The 20110-nt window shown below is 61.8% G+C and carries 16 protein-coding genes and 1 other annotated feature; of the genes, 10 read left to right on the plus strand and 6 right to left on the minus strand.

The features are described 5' to 3' along the window. Positions 1-165: 165 nt before the first annotated feature. The 4 genes from QO002_RS09610 (at position 166) to ppx (ending at position 5790) form a co-directional block, all read left to right on the plus strand. The gene (locus QO002_RS09610) at positions 166-1302 is read left to right on the plus strand and encodes an AI-2E family transporter (RefSeq protein ID WP_307229005.1); all 1137 of its coding nucleotides are present in this window, start codon (positions 166-168) and stop codon (positions 1300-1302) included. Between the two features lie 8 nt (positions 1303-1310). Beyond that, positions 1311-1997: a DnaA regulatory inactivator HdaA gene (hdaA, locus tag QO002_RS09615; protein WP_307229007.1), complete on the plus strand. Its 687-nt coding sequence runs from the start codon at positions 1311-1313 to the stop codon at positions 1995-1997. A gap of 68 nt (positions 1998-2065) precedes the next feature. Beyond that, entirely contained in the window at positions 2066-4258 is a 2193-nt protein-coding gene (locus QO002_RS09620; protein WP_307229009.1) for an RNA degradosome polyphosphate kinase, read from the plus strand. A gap of 11 nt (positions 4259-4269) precedes the next feature. Further along, positions 4270-5790: an exopolyphosphatase gene (gene ppx, locus QO002_RS09625; protein ID WP_307229011.1), complete on the plus strand. Its 1521-nt coding sequence runs from the start codon at positions 4270-4272 to the stop codon at positions 5788-5790. 254 nt (positions 5791-6044) lie between these two features. Here ppx and QO002_RS09630 read toward each other — a convergent pair whose 3' ends face one another. The 4 genes from QO002_RS09630 to QO002_RS09645 all read right to left on the minus strand — a co-directional run bounded on the left by QO002_RS09630 (position 6045) and on the right by QO002_RS09645 (position 11333). Beyond that, positions 6045-7403 carry an esterase-like activity of phytase family protein gene (locus QO002_RS09630; protein ID WP_307229013.1) on the minus strand — a complete coding sequence of 453 codons (1359 nt, stop codon included), beginning with the start codon at positions 7401-7403 and terminating at the stop codon, positions 6045-6047. A 449-nt stretch (positions 7404-7852) separates the two neighbouring features. Continuing rightward, a complete protein-coding gene (gene rnd / locus QO002_RS09635) occupies positions 7853-8998 on the minus strand; it encodes a ribonuclease D (RefSeq protein ID WP_307229015.1) in 1146 nt (381 codons plus the stop codon). A gap of 82 nt (positions 8999-9080) precedes the next feature. Then, on the minus strand, positions 9081-10487 hold the full coding sequence (locus tag QO002_RS09640; protein WP_307229017.1) for a multicopper oxidase family protein: 1407 nt from the start codon (positions 10485-10487) through the stop codon (positions 9081-9083). Positions 10488-10661: 174 nt separating this feature from the next. After that, complete coding sequence (locus tag QO002_RS09645; protein WP_307229018.1) at positions 10662-11333, minus strand: TetR/AcrR family transcriptional regulator; 672 nt, start codon at positions 11331-11333, stop codon at positions 10662-10664. A gap of 66 nt (positions 11334-11399) precedes the next feature. Here QO002_RS09645 and QO002_RS09650 point away from each other — a divergent pair, with 66 nt between their 5' ends. Further along, a complete protein-coding gene (locus QO002_RS09650) occupies positions 11400-12536 on the plus strand; it encodes an FAD-dependent oxidoreductase (RefSeq protein ID WP_307229020.1) in 1137 nt (378 codons plus the stop codon). 47 nt (positions 12537-12583) lie between these two features. On the opposite strand, the gene QO002_RS09655 is transcribed toward QO002_RS09650, so the two are convergent. Continuing rightward, entirely contained in the window at positions 12584-13819 is a 1236-nt protein-coding gene (locus tag QO002_RS09655; RefSeq protein WP_307229022.1) for an MFS transporter, read from the minus strand. Positions 13820-13970: 151 nt separating this feature from the next. Then, complete coding sequence (locus tag QO002_RS09660; RefSeq protein WP_307229024.1) at positions 13971-14588, minus strand: TerC family protein; 618 nt, start codon at positions 14586-14588, stop codon at positions 13971-13973. Between the two features lie 394 nt (positions 14589-14982). Beyond that, positions 14983-15038: a sequence feature (sul1 is cis-regulatory element that is thought to sense ions involved in sulfur or methionine metabolism; They are found in Alphaproteobacteria), on the plus strand. A 65-nt stretch (positions 15039-15103) separates the two neighbouring features. On the opposite strand from QO002_RS09660, the gene QO002_RS09665 reads away from it, so the two are divergent. From QO002_RS09665 to QO002_RS09685, 5 genes are all read left to right on the plus strand, one after another. After that, positions 15104-16570: a SulP family inorganic anion transporter gene (locus QO002_RS09665; RefSeq protein ID WP_307229026.1), complete on the plus strand. Its 1467-nt coding sequence runs from the start codon at positions 15104-15106 to the stop codon at positions 16568-16570. A gap of 359 nt (positions 16571-16929) precedes the next feature. Then, complete coding sequence (locus tag QO002_RS09670; protein ID WP_307229028.1) at positions 16930-17457, plus strand: hypothetical protein; 528 nt, start codon at positions 16930-16932, stop codon at positions 17455-17457. 150 nt (positions 17458-17607) lie between these two features. Further along, complete coding sequence (locus tag QO002_RS09675; protein WP_307229030.1) at positions 17608-18078, plus strand: PepSY domain-containing protein; 471 nt, start codon at positions 17608-17610, stop codon at positions 18076-18078. Between the two features lie 4 nt (positions 18079-18082). Continuing rightward, positions 18083-18748, plus strand: a complete 666-nt coding sequence (locus QO002_RS09680; RefSeq protein WP_307229031.1) for a response regulator transcription factor — start codon at positions 18083-18085, stop codon at positions 18746-18748. Continuing rightward, complete coding sequence (locus QO002_RS09685) at positions 18745-20097, plus strand: sensor histidine kinase (protein WP_307229033.1); 1353 nt, start codon at positions 18745-18747, stop codon at positions 20095-20097. The genes QO002_RS09680 and QO002_RS09685 overlap by 4 nt, the downstream gene beginning before the upstream one ends. Positions 20098-20110: the final 13 nt, after the last annotated feature.

Raw genomic sequence — 20110 nt, forward strand, 5'->3', positions numbered from 1 at the left:
ACGCCGAGCGCAAGCGCAATAGGCCTGCAAAGGCCGTTTTTTCACCGTTTTGCCCGCATCCCCGAAGCGTTTTCTGCCATAGGGTTGACCCCGGTCGGCAGCGCATCCTATTTCCTCTCAAGGACGCGGCGGATAGTGCGGCGCGCGCGGACATGGGAAAACGGCATGATCAGCAACGGTAACCCCGAAAACGGGAGCGGCAAAGGCCTCCAGAGACAGCTCGTCTTCTGGACGCTCTGCTTCGTCGCGTTCATCGCCTTCCTCATGGTTTTCAGCTCGATCCTCCTGCCTTTTATCGCCGGCATGGCGCTTGCCTATTTCCTCGATCCCGTGGCCGACAGGCTGGAGCGCATCGGCCTCAGCCGCCTGATGGCGACCGTCGTCATCCTCATCAGTTTCGTCATTGTCTTTGCGCTGTCGCTGGTCATCATCATTCCCGTGGTCGCTTCCCAGGCCTCCGATTTCATCCACAAGATGCCGGGTTACATTTCCAGCCTGCAAGCCGTGCTGACAGATGCCAACGCGACCCTGGTGCCGGACTGGATATCGAGCCAGATGGGCACGATCAAGGAAAACTCGGCCAAGCTGCTGGAGCAAGGCGCCAGTTTCATCGGCACGCTGTTCCAGCAGCTCTGGAACTCCGGACTGGCATTGCTCGACATTCTGTCCCTGCTGATCGTCACCCCCGTGGTCGCCTTCTATCTGCTGCTCGACTGGGACCGTATGGTCGAGAAGGTCGATAGCTGGATCCCGCGCGACCACATCATCACCGTACGCCAGATCGCTCGCGACATGGATTCGACGATCGCAGGCTTCGTGCGCGGGCAGGGCTCGCTCTGCGTCATTCTCGGCCTGTATTATGGCATCCTGCTGTCGCTGGTCGGTCTCAATTTCGGCCTGCTCATCGGGCTTTTCGCCGGCATGATCAGCTTCATCCCCTATGTCGGCTCGATGGTCGGGCTGGTGCTGGCGCTTGGCGTTGCGCTCGTGCAGTTCTGGCCGGATTATACGTCGATCATTCTGGTGCTGGCCGTGTTCTTCTCCGGGCAATTCCTGGAAGGCAACGTCCTGCAGCCGCGTCTGGTCGGCAAGAGCGTCGGCTTGCATCCGGTCTGGCTGATGTTTGCGCTTTTGGCTTTCGGCGCGCTGTTCGGCTTCGTCGGCCTGCTGATCGCCGTGCCCGCCGCCGCCGCAATCGGCGTCCTTGTCCGTTTCGGTATCGAGCGGTACCTTCACAGTGCGCTTTATCGTGGCCGAAATGCTGCCCTAAAGGTTGAGCCGGAGCACAATCTTCCGGAATGAGCGTAGACATGATCCGTAAGTCAGAACAATTGCCCCTTGCCTTCGGGCATGAACCGCAGACCGGTCGCGACGACCTTCTGGTCTCCGATCCCCTGAGTGCTGCCATCTCGGTCGTCGATAGCTGGCCGAACTGGCCGTCGCCCGTGGTCATTCTTGCCGGACCCATCGGCTCGGGCAAATCGCACCTCGCCAGCATCTGGCGCGAGAAGAGCGGCGCCGTCGACATTCATCCCGAAGCGGATAGCGAAGCTTCCGTCATCGCCGCCAGCCATCCCGTGCTGTTCGAGGACGCCGATCGTCGCGGCTTCGACGACACCGCGCTTTTCCACGTCATCAACAGCGTCCGCGAAAACGGTAGCCATCTCCTGATCACCAGCCGCCTGTGGCCGATGTCCTGGCCGGTCGCGTTGCCTGATCTGCGCTCGCGGCTCAAGGCGGCGACCGTTGTCGAGATCGGCGAGCCGGATGATGAGCTTCTGGCGCAGGTTCTCGTCAAGCTGTTCGCCGACCGCCAGCTTTTCGTCGATGAGCGCCTTGTCGCCTATATCGTTGCGCGCATGGAACGCTCCCTGGATGCGGCCCAGACAATCGTCGAGCAGCTTGATCGACTTGCCCTTTCGCGCGCCAGCCGCATCAGTCGCGCACTCGCCGCTGAAGTGCTCGACAGCCTTGGAAATAAAAGCGAATCCGATTGACTGTCACAGTTCCGTCGTCAAACTACGGTAGCTGCATTGCAGGTGTAAGAGGGGCAAGGACTATGGACATGACGACGGAAGCAGCAGCCAATACGGCCCCCCCGGTCGCACAGGTGGACGACGCGATCGATTTGATGAACAGCCCCGAGCGCTTCATCAACCGCGAGTTCTCCTGGCTGCAGTTCAATCGCCGTGTTCTTGAAGAGACGCTGAACACCGCCCATCCCCTTCTGGAGCGTGTTCGTTTCCTGTCGATCTCGGCCGCCAACCTTGATGAGTTCTTCATGGTGCGCGTCGCCGGCCTCGAAGGCCAGGTGCGCCTGGGCGTGGTCGTGCGCAGCCCCGATGGCAAGACGCCGGTCGAGCAGCTTGAGGAAATCCTCAAGGAGATCGACAATCTGCAGATGGAGCAGCAGGCCTCGCTCGCCGTCCTGCAGCAATATCTCGCCAAGGAAGATATCCTCATCATTCGCCCGGTGTCGCTCTCGGTACAGGACCGTGTCTGGCTTCAGAATGAGTTCGAGCAATCGATCTTCCCCGTGCTGACGCCGTTGTCGATCGATCCGGCTCACCCGTTCCCCTTCATTCCGAATCTCGGTTTCACGATGGGCCTCCAGCTCGACAGCAAGACGGGCCGCGAGCCGATGACGGCGCTGCTGCGTTTGCCGGTGGCGCTGGACCGCTTCGTTCGCCTTCCTGATGCCAAGTCCACGATCCGCTACATCACTCTGGAAGATGCCGTCAGCCTGTTCATCGAAAAGCTCTTCCCGGGCTATGAGGTCAAGGGTTCCGGCACGTTCCGCATCATCAGAGACAGTGATATCGAAGTCGAGGAAGAGGCCGAAGATCTCGTCCGCTTCTACGAGACGGCCCTCAAGCGGCGCCGTCGCGGCTCGGTCATCCGCATCGAGCTCGATTCGGAAATGCCGCTGGAGCTTCGCCGTTTCGTGATCTCCGAACTCGGCGTCGCTGAAAATCGCGTTGCCGTCCTTCCGGGTCTGCTGGCGCTGAACACGCTTTCGGAAATCACGAAGGCGCCGCGCGAGGATCTGCGATTTCCGCCCTACAATGCGCGATTTCCCGAACGCGTCCGCGAGCACGCCGGCGATTGCTTCGCCGCCATCCGCGAAAAGGACATGGTGGTCCACCATCCGTACGAGAGCTTCGACGTGGTGGTCCAGTTTCTTCTCCAGGCTGCGCGCGATCCTGATGTTCTGGCGATAAAGCAGACGCTCTACCGAACCTCCAACGATAGCCCGATCGTGCGCGCGCTGATCGACGCGGCCGAAGCCGGCAAGTCGGTGACCGCGCTGGTCGAACTCAAGGCCCGTTTCGATGAAGAGGCCAACATTCGCTGGGCTCGCGACCTCGAGCGCGCTGGCGTACAGGTGGTCTTTGGCTTTATCGAGCTCAAGACCCACGCCAAGATGTCGCTGGTCGTTCGCCGCGAGGACGGCAAGCTGCGCAGCTATTGCCACCTCGGCACCGGCAACTACCACCCCGTCACGGCCAAGATCTATACCGACCTGTCCTACTTCACCTGCGATCCGGCCATCGCCCACGACATGGCCAACATCTTCAACTTCATAACCGGCTACGGCGAACCCGAAGCCGGCATGCAGCTTGCCGCATCACCCCACACGCTGCGCCCGCGCATCCTGCAGCATATCGAGGAAGAGATCGTCCATGCGCGCGAAGGCCGCCCGGCTGCGATCTGGATGAAAATGAATTCGCTCGTCGACCCAGACATTATCGACGCGCTTTATCGCGCCAGCCGCGCCGGCGTCGCAATCGATCTGGTGATCCGCGGCATCTGCTGCCTGCGCCCGCAGGTTCCGGGTCTTTCGGATAACATCCGTGTCAAGTCGATCGTCGGCCGCTTCCTTGAGCACTCCCGCATCTTCTGCTTCGGCAATGGCCACGGGCTTCCCTCTGACCGTGCGCTTGTGTATATCGGTTCCGCGGACATGATGCCGCGCAATCTGGACCGGCGGGTGGAGACGCTTGTGCCTCTTACCAACCGGACGGTGCATGAACAGGTTCTTTCGCAGATCATGCTGGGCAATCTCATCGACAACCAGCAGAGCTACGAAATCCTCAGCGACGGTACGTCCCGCCGCATGGACGTTGCGAAGAATTCGGAACCGTTCAATGCACAGCTCTATTTCATGACCAACCCCAGCCTTTCGGGCCGGGGTGAAGCTCTGAAATCGAGCGCTCCGAAGGTTATTGCTGGCTGGAAGAGCGGCCGCGGAAAGTAAACTGGACTTGCATGGTCGAATCTGAAGCCCAGGGGCGTCTGCCTGGAATTGCCCCGGTCTCCGTCGTGGATATCGGGTCCAACTCGATTCGCCTTGTGATCTACGAGGGCCTGAACCGCTCGCCTGCCGTGCTTTTCAATGAAAAGGTCATGTGCGGGCTCGGCAAGGGCATTGATGCGACCGGTCGCATGGATGCCGATAGCGTCGAACGGGCGTTGAAGGCGCTCCATCGCTTCAAGGCACTCTCCACCCAGGCCCGTGCCTCCACCGTATTCGTGCTGGCAACCGCTGCCGCGCGCGACGCCTCCAATGGCCCCGATTTCATTCGCCGCGCCGAAGTCATTCTTGGCCAGAAGGTCCGCGTTCTCTCGGGCGAAGAGGAAGCCTATTTCTCCGCGCTCGGCATCATCAGCGGCTATCACGATCCCGACGGCGTTGTCGGCGATCTCGGCGGTGGTTCGCTTGAACTCGTGGACGTGCTTGGCTCGAAGATCGGCAAGGGCATTACCCTGCCGCTGGGTGGTATCCGTCTGTCGGAACATGCCGAAGGGTCGCTGATCAAGGCGCGTTCCTATGTCCGCAGCTTTATGAGCAAGGTCAATGTTCTTGCCAATGCCGAAGGCCGCACATTCTATGCGGTTGGCGGCACGTGGCGCTCCATTGCCAAGCTGCATATGGAATTGCGCGATTATCCGCTGCACATGATGCAGGGCTACGAAATCTCCTTTGACGAAGCGCTGACGCTGCTGGCCGACATCGTAGAGCCGAAGAACCCCAAGGCTCCGGCCTATGCGGCCATCTCCAAGAGCCGCCGCTCCCTCCTGCCGTTCGGTGCAATCGCCATGCAGGAAGCGATCGTGCGCATGAAGCCGGCCCGCATTTCCTTCTCAGCGCTCGGCGTGCGCGAAGGATATCTCTATTCGCTGCTGTCGGAAGCGGTGCGCAAGCGTGATCCGCTGCTCGCTGCCGCCGGCGAGCTTGCCATCCTGCGCGCCCGCTCGCCCGAGCATGCGCGCGAGCTTGCCGACTGGAGCGGCAACATGCTCGGTCATTTCGGCATCACCGAAACCGACGAGGAAAACCGCTACCGTCAGGCGGCTTGCCTGCTTGCCGACATCAGCTGGCGCGCCCATCCCGACTACCGCGGCCTGCAGGCGCTCAATATCATCGCCCACAGCACATTCTCTGGCATTACCCACGCCGGGCGCGCCTACATTGCGCTCGCCAATTACTATCGCTTCGAAGGCCTGACGGACGACGAGGCGACAAGCCCGCTTGCCGCGATCGCCACGCCGCGGCTGCGGGAATTGGCCAAGCTCCTCGGAGGCCTTCTCCGCGTCGCCTACCTCTTCTCCGCCTCCATGCCCGGCGTCGTCCGCAACATCGACATCTGTCCGGCCAAATCCCCGGACCTCGACCTCGAATTCATCGTGCCTGAGGCCTATGCGGAGTTTAGCGGCGAGCGCCTGGACGGACGCCTTCAGCAGCTTGCCCGGTTGACCGGCAAGCGGATCGGTTTCCGGTATCTGTAGCGGCTTCGGATCGGACCGAAGCCCGCGCTTTTTCAGTATTTCCTATTGACGAATGCTGCCGACATGTCGCCGGTCGGTGGGCCGAGGATCATGGCGTTGCGTGGTGAACACGCGCCTAATCGTAAACGAAAGGCACGCGCTACGGCAGAATTCCTCAAACCGGAACCGGTTTTCCCGAAAAGACAAACGAAAACAAAAGAATCTAGAGAATGCCTGGTTCAATCTGAACCAGGCATTCTCCAAGGCTGTAGCCATTACTTCGCGTTCACGAACTCACCGACTTCCAGCAGCACGAACTCGTTGTCATCTGCCTTGTCGATCGAACGGCCGGCCGAGAAGGGCAGGTTGTTGTCGTTGCCGACGACGATGTGGGTCTCGTCAACACGGTCGACGTTCTCGATGGTGACGAAGGGCATGTCGTAATAGCCTTCACCGCCACCCTGGCGCTTCTTGTTGTCCGGGTCGGCGATCTTCAACAGATCGATATAGCCGATTTTGCGCACGGCCTTGCCGACATTGGCGTCGGTCATCTCGATCTTGTAGATGCGCTTCACCTTGGAGCCGACGGCAAAGCAATCCGGCTTCGGGTTTTTGGCGTCGGCGCAGGCCTTGTCGACCGTGCCGGCGCCATTGTCGCGCTCGATCACCAGAGCGGTCGTCGCGTCCAGCATGTTGAAATCGCCGATGGCTTCGCCACCTTCGGCGAGCGGATAGAGCCAGCTGCGGCCGGTCCAGCCCTTGGAGGCAACGTCGAGTTCGATGATGCGCAGCGCCGGGCGGCCGTCCGCCTGCTCGACGGTCTCGCTGTCGACCCAGATCGGACCTTCGAGAAGACCATAAAGCTTGCTGCCGTCCTTCGACATGGCAAGGCCTTCATAACCACCCGAACGCTTCAGGTTGAAGGCTGGCATCGGCTTGGAAGGATCGGCCGGGACCGCGAGGGTGGCGTTGTCCGGAGACATCACCGGCTTGCCGTCGACGACGGTCGGGATCACGTCCGTCAGCTTGCCTTCGGTGTCGAATTTCAGGATGTTCGGCCCGAATTCCTCGCCCACCCAGAAGCCGTCGGCAACCGGCTGGATCGATTCCACGTCGAAATCAGCGCCGGTCAGGTAACGCTTGTCGGAGCCTTCCATGACGATGGGGAAGGGTGCCTTGCGGTTGGGATCGGAGAGGAAAATGGTCTTCAGGGCCTCGACCTTGCCGCCATCCCAGTCGAAACGGATGTTGTGCAGCATCAGCATGGCGTCGGACGAGTTCAGCTTGGAGCCGAAGCCGTTGTCCGAGAGGCTCCAGAAGGTGCCGTCATCCATGGTCTTGATGCCGGAAAAGCCCTGCATCGGCTGGCCGTCGAAGGGCAGCGAAAGACCGGTCAGGCGAACGCCATCCTTGCCAGGAACGCTGCCGAGGCCTTCGGCGCGGTGACGGTCGGGGGTGGTGAACTTGCCGGAGGTTTTCAGATGCTCAGGCGCGTCGGCCGGCGCCGGAATGATCGTATTGGCCGGCAGGATCGCATGGCTGACGAGCTTGGCCGGAAAAACGGTGTCCTCGGCAGAGGCTGCGGTCGCAAAAGCAAGCGTGATGGCCACGGAGGCCAGAAGGAGGTTTTTCATCGGTTTCCCCACGGGTTCGGTTATCGAAACACCATCCCGATAGAGACGCTTGATGACGGTTGCTTGATGGTTGCTTGACGGCGGAGTGAAGCTTTCGTGACGGAAAAATTCTATCGAGGCCGCGACGGCCTTTCGACGGCACGACCGCTGGGCTCAAATGGCTCCCAGCAAGAACTGTAATATTGTCAACGGCTTATTTAAGACGTAGCAATGGAAGTATTGCGATCCCGCGTCATCGATGGGAGTTTAAAAGCCCCCGGTGCCTCCGCCATCCAAGCCTTAACACCGAGGGCCTTCAAGTTTGTAGCTACGGGGAGAAGGTAACGCAGGTTGTGCGAATTTTCCAGCGGCCTCGCAATAGATAAAAGGGGGTGGTCATGGTTGCAGCAAAGCGACCGCCTCAGATCACGCCTGCAAGAAGACGGTCGATCGCATAACCCGGAAAGGCTCTAAATCTCCACCGCCTCGATCTTGCGATCGACGAAACGCAGGGCGACTTCGCCGTTGATCAGCTTCAGCGCGGTATCGCCGAACAGTTCGCGGCGCCAGCCTTTCAGCGCCCCGACATCGGCCTTGTCGCCTTCGGAGGCGATGCGCTCGAGATCGTCGGTATTGGCGATGATCTTGGCGGCAACCCCCTGCTTTTCGGCGATCAGCTTCAACAGCACCTTCAGGAGTTCGCTGGCGGCTGCAGCACCTTCAGGAGACTGCTGCTGGCGCGGCACGCGCGGCATCTCGTTCTTCGGAATATCGAGTGCCGCGTTCACCGCCTCGATGATCGCCGCCCCCGAACTCGAACGCTCCCAGCCCTTGGGGATCGTGCGCAGGCGGCTGAGCGCTTCTGCGTCCTTCGGCTGCTGCTGGGCGATTTCATAGAGACCGTCATCCTTGATGATGCGGCCGCGCGGCACGTTGCGGGCACGCGCCTCGCGCTCGCGCCAGGCGGCAACCTTTTGAAGCACGGCCAGTTCCTGCGGCTTCTTCAGCCGCATCTTCAGCCGCTGCCAGGCGTCATCCGGGTGCAGGTCGTAGGTTTCCGTGGCCTCCAGAACGGCCATCTCGTCGGAAAGCCACAGCGAGCGGCCTTCGCGCTCCAGCTGGTCCTTCAGGTGCAGGTAGACGTCGCGCAGGTGGGTCACGTCGGCCAGCGCATAATCGAGCTGCTTTTCCGAAAGCGGCCGGCGGCTCCAGTCGGTGAAGCGCGACGACTTGTCGATCTGCACGCCCTTGATGCGGCTGACGAGCTGGTCGTAGGATACGCTGTCGCCAAAACCGCAGACCATGGCGGCGACCTGGGTGTCGAAGATCGGATGCGGAATGAGATTGCCGAGATTGTAGATGATTTCGATGTCCTGCCGCGCCGCGTGAAAGACCTTGATCACATCCGGATTGGCCATCAGCGCGAAGAAGGGCGCAAGGTCGATGTCCTTGGCAAGCGGATCGACGATGACCGCGATATCTGGCCCCGCCATCTGGATCAGGCAGAGTTGCGGCCAGAAGGTCGTCTCGCGCAGGAATTCCGTATCGACGGTCATGTAGGGGCCGCGGGCAAGCTGTTCGCATGCGGTGGCAAGGTCTGCGGTTGTCTCGATCATCAAACTTCAATCACTGTGGCGAAAATGGGGCTTAAAAGTTCTCCCGATGTATCGCTTCATGACAGGCCTCACAACGAAAAAGTCAGACCACCCGGAAATAAGCCGACATGCCGGTCTTCTGGTGCTCGATGATATGGCAGTGCAAAAGCCAGTCGCCAAGGTTGTCGGCAACCAGCCCCAGTTCCGCCTGCTCGTCCGGCTGCAGCAGGATCGTGTCCGTCGGCGGCGGCAGGAAGGTGCGCTTGTTGGAGGAAAGCACGCGGAAGCTCAGGCCATGCAGATGGATCGGGTGAGCATGCGGCGTGCGGTTGCGCACCTGGAGCACATAGCTCTTGCCGAGTTTCAGGTCCGATAGAGGCGCCACCGGATCGGGCGTGTCGCCCTGCCACGGAACCTTGTTGATCGCCCAGAACGTATAGCCTAGCGAGCCGCAAATGCTCTCGGTCGGCTTGTGCTCGGCGGTCGCGGTGAAGTCGAGCGGGATGCGCGTGGCGGTGGAAAGATCAGCCTCGGCGATCGCGTTGGCGGGCAGGGCGGTGACGTCGCCGAGATCTCGCTTCAGCGAGGCGCTGCCGACTGCCTTCAGCGTTGCGATCGTCCAGGGAGTGGAGCTGCGGAAATTGCCGAGCGTGACGCTCTTTCCTTCCTCGTCCGGCATGCGCACGACGAGTTCCACCCGCTGTCCAGGCCCGAAATCGAGCCGGTCGAGCAGAAAGGGTTTGTCCATCGCATTGCCGTCGAGCGCCACGATCACGCCCTGGCCGCCCTCCAGTCCGATCGTGTAGATGCGGGTCACGTCGGTCGCGGCGATTCGAACGCGGACGAGCCCGCCCGCCGGGGCTTCGTAGCTCGGCCCCTCCTGCCAGTTGGCCGTGCGCACCGTGCCATAGGTGCCGCCCTTGGCCGCATCGCGCGGCTTGAAGGGTGCCGTGAAGGCCCCGCCCTTGCCAAGCCGCCAGTCGCGCAGGTTCAGCACCACCTCGGCATCGAATTGCGGATCATCGGGATTCTCGACCACGATCACCCCGGTCATGCCATGACCCATCTGGGTCAGCGTGTTGCAGTGGGGATGATACCAGAAGGTGCCGGCATCCGGCGGCGTGAAGGCATAGTCGAACCCGTCTCCGGGATAGACATAAGCCTGCGTCATTTCCGGCACCCCATCCATGGCATTGACGATGCGCAACCCGTGCCAGTGCACCGTGGTCGGCTCATCCAGCCCGTTGAAGAGCCGGGCGGCAAAAGGCTCGCCTTTCTTCATCCGCAGGACAGGCGGCATGCCCTTCGCAACACCGTCGCCGAGCCCGTAGGTCATCACTTTCGGCGTCACGCCGTCACTCGCGATGGCGGCATCGGTAAACTGCGCCTTCAGCATAAGCGGCGTTGCCGATGCCACCCCCGGCCGCGCCGCAAAGCCCGCCCCGACAGCAAAGGAAGTACCGACGACAGCCGAGCCTTTGAGAAATGTGCGGCGGGAAAGTAGGGTCATGGAGGAAGCCTCGGAAGAATATGATCACGCTCTTTTAAACTTGAGCCCGTCTTTCAGCAATCATCCCCCCAAAGCCATCTTGCCGCAGCCGGAGCGGTGCTTCTCCTCGCATCGGGACGGAGGATACGGCATCGCGCCCCGAACTGAACGCGGTGACGCGAGGCGTCGCCGACGTCACATCAGGTCGATACCGCCAAGGATGAGATCGATCCCCGTGAGGAAGTCCGTACGGTCATCATGCGCGGGAAACTGCTTGGCGATGCCGCGGGCGAACGGGTACTCGTCCGGGTCGAGCTTTGACCACATGGCCGATATTTCGCCCAGAAAGTTGGATCTGTCGAGGCCTTGCTCGTGCGCAAGCTGCGCGTTGGCTGCATTCTGGCCGCCGACGCCGAGGATGTAGCTCAGCAACGCGGATGTCACGGACCACTGTGCGTCGTCGCGAACCCCGAGGGCGCGGACTTGCTGGCCTATGCGTTCGAGAATGCGCACCATCGCCATTTGCCCCGGGCTGCGTGTGAGCGCCGAGCCAACCCACGGATGGGCATCGATTGCATCGAACACACCCAGCGCCAGTTCACGAACCTTTGCCTTCGGCGTGCTGCCGGCCAGAGCCGCGTTCGCGGTGCGGGCGACGATGGCATCGCATGCCGCTGTCAGCAGATCGCTTTTGTTTGCGACGTGCCAGTAAATGGCGCCGGGACCGGTGGCGAGCCGTTTGGAGAGCGTCTGGAATGTCAGTCCGGCTTCCCCGCTCTCGTCCAGAAGATCGATCGCCGCCTCCACGATCTGATCCCGTGAAAGCGCTTCCGTCCGCCGTTGCGTGCCGTTTATTTTTTTTGCCATGACCGATCTTGACATGAATGGAACGACATTCCAACTGTGGAATAACATTCCATAGGAGTAAGACGAATGACCCATCATCCGGTGACGATCATCGGTGCAGGCCTCGGCGGGCTGATCCTCGCGCGTGTCCTTCATGTCAACGGCATCGCAGCCGTCATATACGAGGCGGACGCCTCCGCTGACGTCCGCGCCCAGGGTGGCATGCTCGATATCCACGAAGGAGACGGACAGCTTGCCCTCAAGGCGGCAGGCCTGTTTGATGCGTTTCTCGCGCTTGTACATCCTGGCGGCCAGCAAACGCGGGTGCTAGACAGGCAAGGCAAGGTCCTGCTGGATCAGCCGGACGACGGCACGGGCGGCCGTCCCGAAGTTCCTCGGGGCGAGCTTCGCCGGATCTTGCTGGAATCGCTTCCCGCCGATGTCGTCCGGTGGGGATATAAACTCACGGGCGCCTCTGCCTTGGATGGTGATCGACATGAATTGACCTTTGCCGATGGCTCGATTGTGACCACCGACCTGCTTGTCGGCGCCGACGGCGCCTGGTCGAGGGTTCGCCCACTGCTTTCGAAGGCAAAGCCGGCCTATGTCGGCACCCTGTTTGTGGAAACATACCTGTTTGACGCAGATACCCGTCACAGGGCGAGTGCGGAAGCGGTCGGCGGTGGCTCGCTGATGGCTGTCGCGCCGGGAAAAGGCATTCTCGCACACCGGGAGCCCAACGGGGCGCTCCACACCTACGCCGCGCTGAACAGGCCGAAGGATTGGATCGACCATGTCGATTTCTCCGATCCGGCAGCGGCCCTGGCCCGCATCGCTGCGGAATTCGACGGCTGGGATCCGGCGCTGACGGCGCTCATCACCGACGGGGAGACCGCCCCCGTGCTTCGCGCGCTGCACGCGCTTCCGGACGACCACCAATGGACCCGTGTGCCCGGCGTGACACTGCTTGGCGACGCTGCGCATCTCATGCCTCCGTCCGGCGAAGGCGCCAATCTGGCGATGCTGGATGGCGCGGAACTCGGGGAGGCTATCGCCGCAAACCCAGGGGATATCGAGGCCGCGCTGATGACTTATGAAGAAAAACTCTTCATCCGCAGCGCGTCAGCCGCGACGGAGGCAAACCACATGCTCAAGGTGTTGTTCGGCGATGCCGCGCCTCAGAGCCTGCTTGATTTCTTCAGCGATAACCTGCCCGGCCTCTAACTGTCATACGGGTCGCCCAATACGGTAGGGGGAGCCTTATCCTGACCCTACTTCTTCGGCTCATCCCCCCGCGCTGCGAGCTTGGAAAAATACGTCGATGTCCTGAGCAGGTTGCGAAACCGCATCGAACGTTCGCCCGCCGGTACCGGCCCGCGTGCCGTCATGCGCTGCAGCGTATAGATCATGAAGGCAAAGAGCACGGTGGCCGTATAGACGAACAGCGCCTGCGGCCCGAAAAGATCGAGCATGAACGACGCAAACAGCGGCCCGATGATTGCGCCCAGCGACCAGAAAAACAGCATGCCGGCGGAAACCAGTGCATGCTGACCTTCCGCCGCATGGTCGTTGGCGTGCGCCGAGCAGAGTGAATAGAGCGGCATGGCAAAGGCGCCGAAGATGAAGATGCCGGCAAAGTTCAGCCATTCACTCGATCCCGCGACAAATGCGAGAAACAGCCCGGCAAGCAGCGAGCCGAAGGTAGCGATGAGGATGATCAGCCGCCGGTCGAGCCTGTCGGAATAGAGCCCCAGCGGATATTGCAGCACCACGCCGCCGATGATGCCGATGCTCATGAAGGTGGCGATTGCCGTGATCGAAAGCCCGATGCCCTCGGCATAGATCGGCCCGAGCGAGCGGAAGGTGGAGTTGGTCAAGCCCACGACGATGCAGCCGATGGTCGCCAGTGGCGAGATATTCCACAGCGCCTTGACGTCGAAGCGGATCGCCTCGGGCGCCTCCGGGCTTGAGCGGTCGGCAAACGAAATCGGCACCAGCGACAGCGTCAGCGCCATGGAGATGATAGCAAAGAGCTGGAAACCCTCGATCCCGACCGTCGGGATCATGTATTGCGCCGCCGTCACCGAGCCGAGATCGACCAGCCTGTAGATCGACAGCGTGCGCGCCCGGTTGGAATTGGTCACCCGCGCATTCAGCCAGCTTTCCACCGTCGCAAACAGCCCGGCAAAACAGACGCCTGCCACCAGCCGCATCAGGAACCAGAACCACGGATCGATGAGCAGCACCATGGCGATCGAGGCTGCGGATGCAATTGCCGCCATCGCCGAGAAGGTGCGGATATGGCCGATCGAGCGCAGGATGCGCGTCACATAGATGCAGCCGATGGCAAAGCCGATATTATAGCCGGTGCCGACAAGGCCGATCAGCGAGGTTGAAAAGCCCTCGTTGAGCGCGCGCAGCGAAATATAGGTCCCCTGTAGGCCATTGCCGCCGATCAGGATGCCGGCGGTGACGAGAAGGGGAATCAGGGGGCGGATTTGCGACATCGCCGCACTATGCCCAACGGCACTCTTATTGGTAGCGACGAAATCGACAGCTCGTGGCGAAATTTGGGGGGTGCCCTCGATTGACGCCGGAATTTGACTGCTCTCGGTGTCCGCGCGCCGGACAAATGCCCGGCGCTGCGGAGGATCGAATTCAGGCAGCGCCACCCGAGAGGTATGGCATCACTTCCAGCGCCCCGCGATAGATCATGTCGAGCGAGACATAGAGGATGATCGCAAGGCCGATATAGGCGATCCAGTGGTACTTGCCGAGCAGGCGAGCGATCAGGTTTGCGGCAAGACCCATCAGTGCGATGGAAAGCGCAAGGCCGGCGATCAGCACGCTCGGATGCTCGCGCGCGGCGCCGGCAACGGCCAGCACGTTGTCCAGCGACATCGAGACGTCGGCAATCACAATCTGCGTCGCTGCCTGCAGGAAGGTTTTCCGCGGCGCGTTCTCGTTGGCCATCGTTTCTTCATTGCCGTGACCGGCACGCAGCTCGCGCCACATCTTCCAGCAGACCCACAGGAGCAGGAGGCCGCCGGCCAGCAGCAGGCCGATGATGGCCAGCAGATGCACTGCGACTGTCGCAAAGGCGATACGCAGAACGGTGGCCGCCAGGATACCGACGATGATCGCCTTGCGGCGCTGCTCAGGCGCAAGACCGGCGGCGGCGAGACCGATAACCACGGCGTTATCACCGGCAAGAACGAGGTCGATCGCGATGACCTGCAGAAGCGCCGTCAAACCGGCCGCTGTAAAAATATCCATTCAACTCTTCCCCTGGACGTGAAGTCTCGACCCTCTCCGGCCGTGCAATGTTTGGACGCTGAAGCGCTCTAGCAGCCAAATAGACGATGGAACAGGGGTGTCCAGAAGGAAGTCACCGAAAAGACATTCGGCATGCCACATGCCCGCTCGCCCAACCTTTTCAGGCTGCCGAAGGCTAAAGACGTGGGGTTTGATCTCCTCCCGGCAGCCCATCCGCTCGTGCAGACGTGGTTGCACCGGTGGGGACGTTAACCAATGAAGCTGACGGCTTGCTGACATCGGGATGCACAGCGACGGTCGCGCCAGCGGATACGGTGAAATGAACCTTGACGACCTTGTCGCAGAATGAATATTGCACCGCGGCAAATCCGCGGTTTATAACCGGAGCACTCACCACGGACCCGGTGCAATTCCGGGTGGCTCTTCTGGCCGCCGATCCGCCAGACAACGCAAAACCCCGACCACCCAAGGTGCTCGCCAGAGCGCGTCGCCCATGCTTTGCGAGACGTCTCAATATGTATTTTTCCTCCATCCGTCGGGATTGGTCCGCCAATCCCATGCGTGAAATGCTTGCCGGCGCCGTCGCGACATTTGCTCTCATTCCTGAGGTTATCGCCTTTTCCTTCGTGGCGGGCGTCGATCCGCAGGTCGGCCTCTTCGCTTCCTTCGTGATCGGCATCGTCATCGCCTTCACCGGCGGCCGCCCGGCCATGATTTCGGCCGCCGCCGGTTCGGTCGCGCTCGTCGCTGCCCCGCTAGTCCACGCCCATGGTCTGCCGTACCTACTGGCTGCCGGATTGCTGGCGGGCATTTTCCAGATTCTGTTCGGGCTCCTTCGACTGGGCGTTCTCATGCGGTTCGTTTCGAAATCCGTGCGCACGGGTTTCGTCAATGCGCTCGCAATCCTGATCTTTGCCGCCCAGCTGCCGCATATCGTCGGGGGAGACTGGATCTCCTATGCCATGCTCGCCGCCGGGCTGGCCGTCATCTACCTTGCGCCGAAGATCACCACGGCGATCCCGTCGCCCCTGATTTGCATCCTCGTTCTCACGGCCGCCTCGATCGGCCTGCAGCTTTCGGTCCTGACCGTGGCGGACCTCGGGAAACTGCCGGATTCGCTGCCGGTCTTCGGCTGGCCAACCGTTCCCTTCACGCTCGAGACGCTGCAGGTCATCGCAGCACCCGCGCTCGCCATCGCCATGGTCGGCCTGCTGGAATCGATGATGACCGCCAGCGTCGTTGACGACCTGACGGATACGCCGAGTTCGAAAAACCGTGAATGCACCGGTCTCGGCATCGCCAATGCCGCTGCCAGCCTGTTTGGCGGCATTGCCGGCTGCGGCATGATCGGGCAGACGGTCAGCAACGTGAAGTATGGCGGCCGCGGTCGGCTGTCGACGCTGTTTGCGGGCGCCTTCCTGCTGGTCCTCATGGTCCTCCTGAAGTCATGGGTCTCGCAGGTTCCCGTCGCCGCATTGGTGGCGATCATGGTCATGGTCTCGATCGATACATTCGACTGGTCATCGATCCGCACCGTCCTCGTCCATCCAAAGATGTCGAGCGTCGTCATGGTCGCGACAGTGCTGGTCACGGTGTTCACCGCCAATCTGGCCCTCGGCGTGACGGTCGGCGTGCTTCTGAGCGGCGTGTTCTTCACCTTCAAGGTCGCCCGCCTGCTGCGGATCGATATCGACCGCAACGAGGCCGCGGTGCAGCTGACCTATCGCGTTTCCGGGCAGATATTCTTCGCCTCGGCCGATGTGTTCGTCGAGGCATTCGATATTCAGGACGCTGCCGGTTTGAACGTCTGGATCGATGTCTCCGAAGCGCATTTCTGGGACATCACTGCGGTGGCCGCTCTCGAAAAGGTGGTGCATCGCTTCAAGGCGCATGGCATTGCCGTGGAGGTCCTGGGTCTCAACCGCGCCAGTTCGACGCTGATCCAGAGCATCGACAGCCCGATCACGCCGCAGGAGGTGTGAGGCCTCGGGGCGTTGGCATGCCAACCATCGTCCCCGCAAATCCCCGCTGAAATCACTGCCCGTAAACTCCTCGTCGTCCCGCCACGGATACACCGGAGTGCGTTGCCGGCGAGGCGGGATCGGTGCCTTGAAGTCCAGCCGAGACGCAGGTGAGGTTTCAGGGCGCGGCAGAAAATGGTTTCCCTCTCGCTTGAAAGAGAGCGGGGCGTGCCTGTGAGGCACACAAGAAAACGGATGGTGGCGCAAATGCCTCCTGACTTCGGTCCCACCGAAACGGGTACCGTTTTTGCAGAGGAACCGGAGTTGCCGTGAAAGGACACTGAACGGGGCGCCGCAGGGCGTCATTTATAGTTTTTCAGATGCGGCACCTTGCGACGCCCCGTCCGAACCCGGCCTTCCGGGTGTTGAAAGACCTGAACCCCACGGACGCCACCGGCGTTGCGTGGTTTTTGGCGCAGGCATCGATGCTCCCGGACGCTGACGCAATGCTGACAGCCGGGCTCAGCGCCGTGTCAGTGCCTCTCTGCAATAGTGGCGTCATGGAGCTTGAAGCTCCGGTCACGGCGCCGCGGCGCCATTCAAAGAGAGAGGAAAACATGTTCCAGATCGCCTTTAAATCGCTCGTCGCCCGCCGCAAGCTCCTTGCCGCCGGCATTGCTGCTGCCGTGCTGGTGACGAGCCCGATCGTGCCGTCGGGCTTCGGTGCAGGTGCGCCCGACCTTGGTGCCGCCTTCGCCCGCCGTGGTGCCGATGATCCGGTCGGCCACGATGCAAACGACGATCATGGCAAGGACAAGAACGGCCACAAGACCCGCACCCGCGATCGCGAAAAAGAGCGTGAACGGGAGCGCGAGCACCACAAGGGAAAAGATGACAAGCGGTCCTGACCGATCCGTACCGATCCTTCGCCACCCATCCGGCCTCGGGTGGCGAAGGGAGCCCGCCCCCTACGGCGGGCTTCTTGCGTATGTCCGGCGATTGACGCCTGCAAGGATGCGGCCCATCATCGCCGGTACGGGTGTTCCAGGCGGTTGGTGATGACAAGGCGTGATTTTCTTTTCCTGTTTGCCTGCCTTGCCCTTGCCGCGCCTCGGCCCGTCTCGGCAAGAAACGGCAGCGATGACAGCGGCAGCGATAACAGCGGGAGCGGCAGTGACGATCATAGCGGCCATGGACGGGGCGGAGACGGCAATGGTGGCGACGATCACGGCGGCGACGATGATAGCGGCGGGGGTGACGATAAGAGTGGCAGCGGTCGCGAAAGCTCGGGCCGTTCCTTGTCGCAGGATGAGGTTCTCGATGCGGTCCGCTCCGGAAGGATCATCTCCCTGAAACGCGCGCTCGAAATCGTCAGCGACAAGGTCGGTGGCAGGGTTATCGACATTGGTCTCACAAGCCGGATGGGCAGGGCGCAATACAGGGTGACGGTCCGTCGCGCTGATGGCGCCGTCAAGACCGTGCGTCTCGATGCCCGCACCGGCCATTTCGTCGGCTTTTTGGGATTCTAGCGACATGCGCATTCTTCTGGCAGAAGACGATGAGGCAATATCGGGACTGGTCGCCAAGCAATTGGCTTCCGCGGGTTACCTGGCGGAAACGGCCACCCAAGGCCCCGAGATCTGGGAGCTGGGCGGCACGGGCGAATATGCGGCCATCATCCTCGATCTCGGATTGCCCGGCATGGATGGCCTTTCCATCCTCAAGCGCTGGCGCGCTGCCGGCGTCGAAACGCCAGTCCTCGTGCTGACGGCACGCGGCTCGTGGATGGAGCGGGTGGATGGCTTCGACGCGGGCGCGGACGATTATCTGCCCAAGCCCTTCCGGACCGAGGAGCTGATGGCACGGGTGCGCGCCCTTCTGCGCCGCGCCCAGTCGCGCTCAAGCCCGGCGCTCGCCGCCGGTCGTTTCCAGCTGGACGAGCGCTCGGCGCGGGTGAGTTTCGACGGAAATCCGGTCGAGGTCAGCCCCATGGAATATCGGCTGCTTGCCTATCTCGCCGCCAACAAGGGCCGCAATATCACCGCAATCGAGCTCGCCAACCATGTCCAGGGGAGGGACGACGATGCGGCAAAAAACGCCGTCGAAGCCATGGTCACGCGTATAAGGCGCAAGACCGCAACGGAAGCGATCCACAACCGGCGCGGCTTCGGCTACGCCATCTCGGATGAGACCCTATGATTGCGTCACTGAAATTCCGCCTCGCCATCGGCGCCGTCATCGCGATCGGCATGGTGCTGCTGCTCGTCTGGGTAACGCTCAGCCGAACGTTCACCCATTATGTCGTGGATCAGTACCAGACGGAAATGCAGGTGCTTGCCGACAGCCTTACCGCGTCGGTGAAGCTGCAGGATGGCAAGCTGACCCTGACGGCTGCGCCCTCCGATCCCCGCCTCAATCTGCCAGGCGGCGGCCGCTACTGGGAGCTTGAACAGGACGATGCCGTTCTGCAGCGCTCGCGCTCGCTCTGGGATACGGTCATCGAGGAGGATACCTTGAAGCCGTCCGCCTATCCTCCGTTTGAAGAAACCGTTGGCCCGGATGGCGAGCCCATGCTGGTTTTCCCTCTCGTCTCGACGCTGGGTGAGGGCGCATCGTCGCAGGAATTCTGCATTTTCACCGCCTTTCCCAAGGCAGAGATCGAAACGGCCCTTCTCGGCTTCCACGACGATCTAAAAAGAATGCTTCTGGCAACGGCGGCCATGCTGTCGCTCGCAGCGCTTCTCCAGGCATCCGTTGGTCTCTCTCCGCTGAAGAAGATGCGTGAGCGTGTCGCGCGCATTCGAAACGGCGATTCGGCGACGCTTGGAGATGGAGGACCAAGCGAGGTCCAGCCACTGGTTCGTGAAATCGATCTCCTGCTCGAAGAACGCCAGCAGGCGCTGGAGCGCGCCCGTGCCCGGGCATCCGATCTGGCGCATGGTCTGAAGACGCCGCTGACGGTGCTGTCGCAACTGGCGGAACGAATGGGTCCGGAAGATGCCGATATGGCCTTCCGGCAGGTCGATCTCATCCGCCAGCGCGCCGATCGCCAATTGCAGGCAGCCCGGCTCGGTGTCGAGCGCATGGCAACCGCTGACGTCGGCGAGCTCACCATGAAGCTCGTCCAGGTGCTGAAGCCGGTGACGGAACGGCAGGGCCTGGAGTGGCAGGTGAAGACCGCGGGTAACCTCAAGGTCGAGGCCGATCCGGCAGATGTGGCCGAGGCAATCGGCAATGTCCTTGATAACGCGGCAAAATGGGCACGCTCGACGATTGCCGTTCAGGCAAGCGGCGAGGCCGGCGCCGTGGCGATCAGCATATCCGACGATGGTCCGGGCATCGCGCCCGCCGAATGCGAGGCGGTGCTGGCGCGCGGGTTCCATACTGGTGGTGACACCGGCGGCGGCACTGGTCTCGGGCTCGCGATTACCGCCGATATCGTCAACGCCTATAGCGCCACGCTGCGTCTCGGCAGGGCAAAGCTCGGTGGTCTCGAGGTGATCATACAATTTCCCTCAGGCGCGAGCCGCATTCCGGCGCCCGTATAGATGCGTTCTTGGT

Source organism: Pararhizobium capsulatum DSM 1112 (assembly GCF_030814475.1).
Lineage (GTDB): Bacteria > Pseudomonadota > Alphaproteobacteria > Rhizobiales > Rhizobiaceae > Pararhizobium > Pararhizobium capsulatum.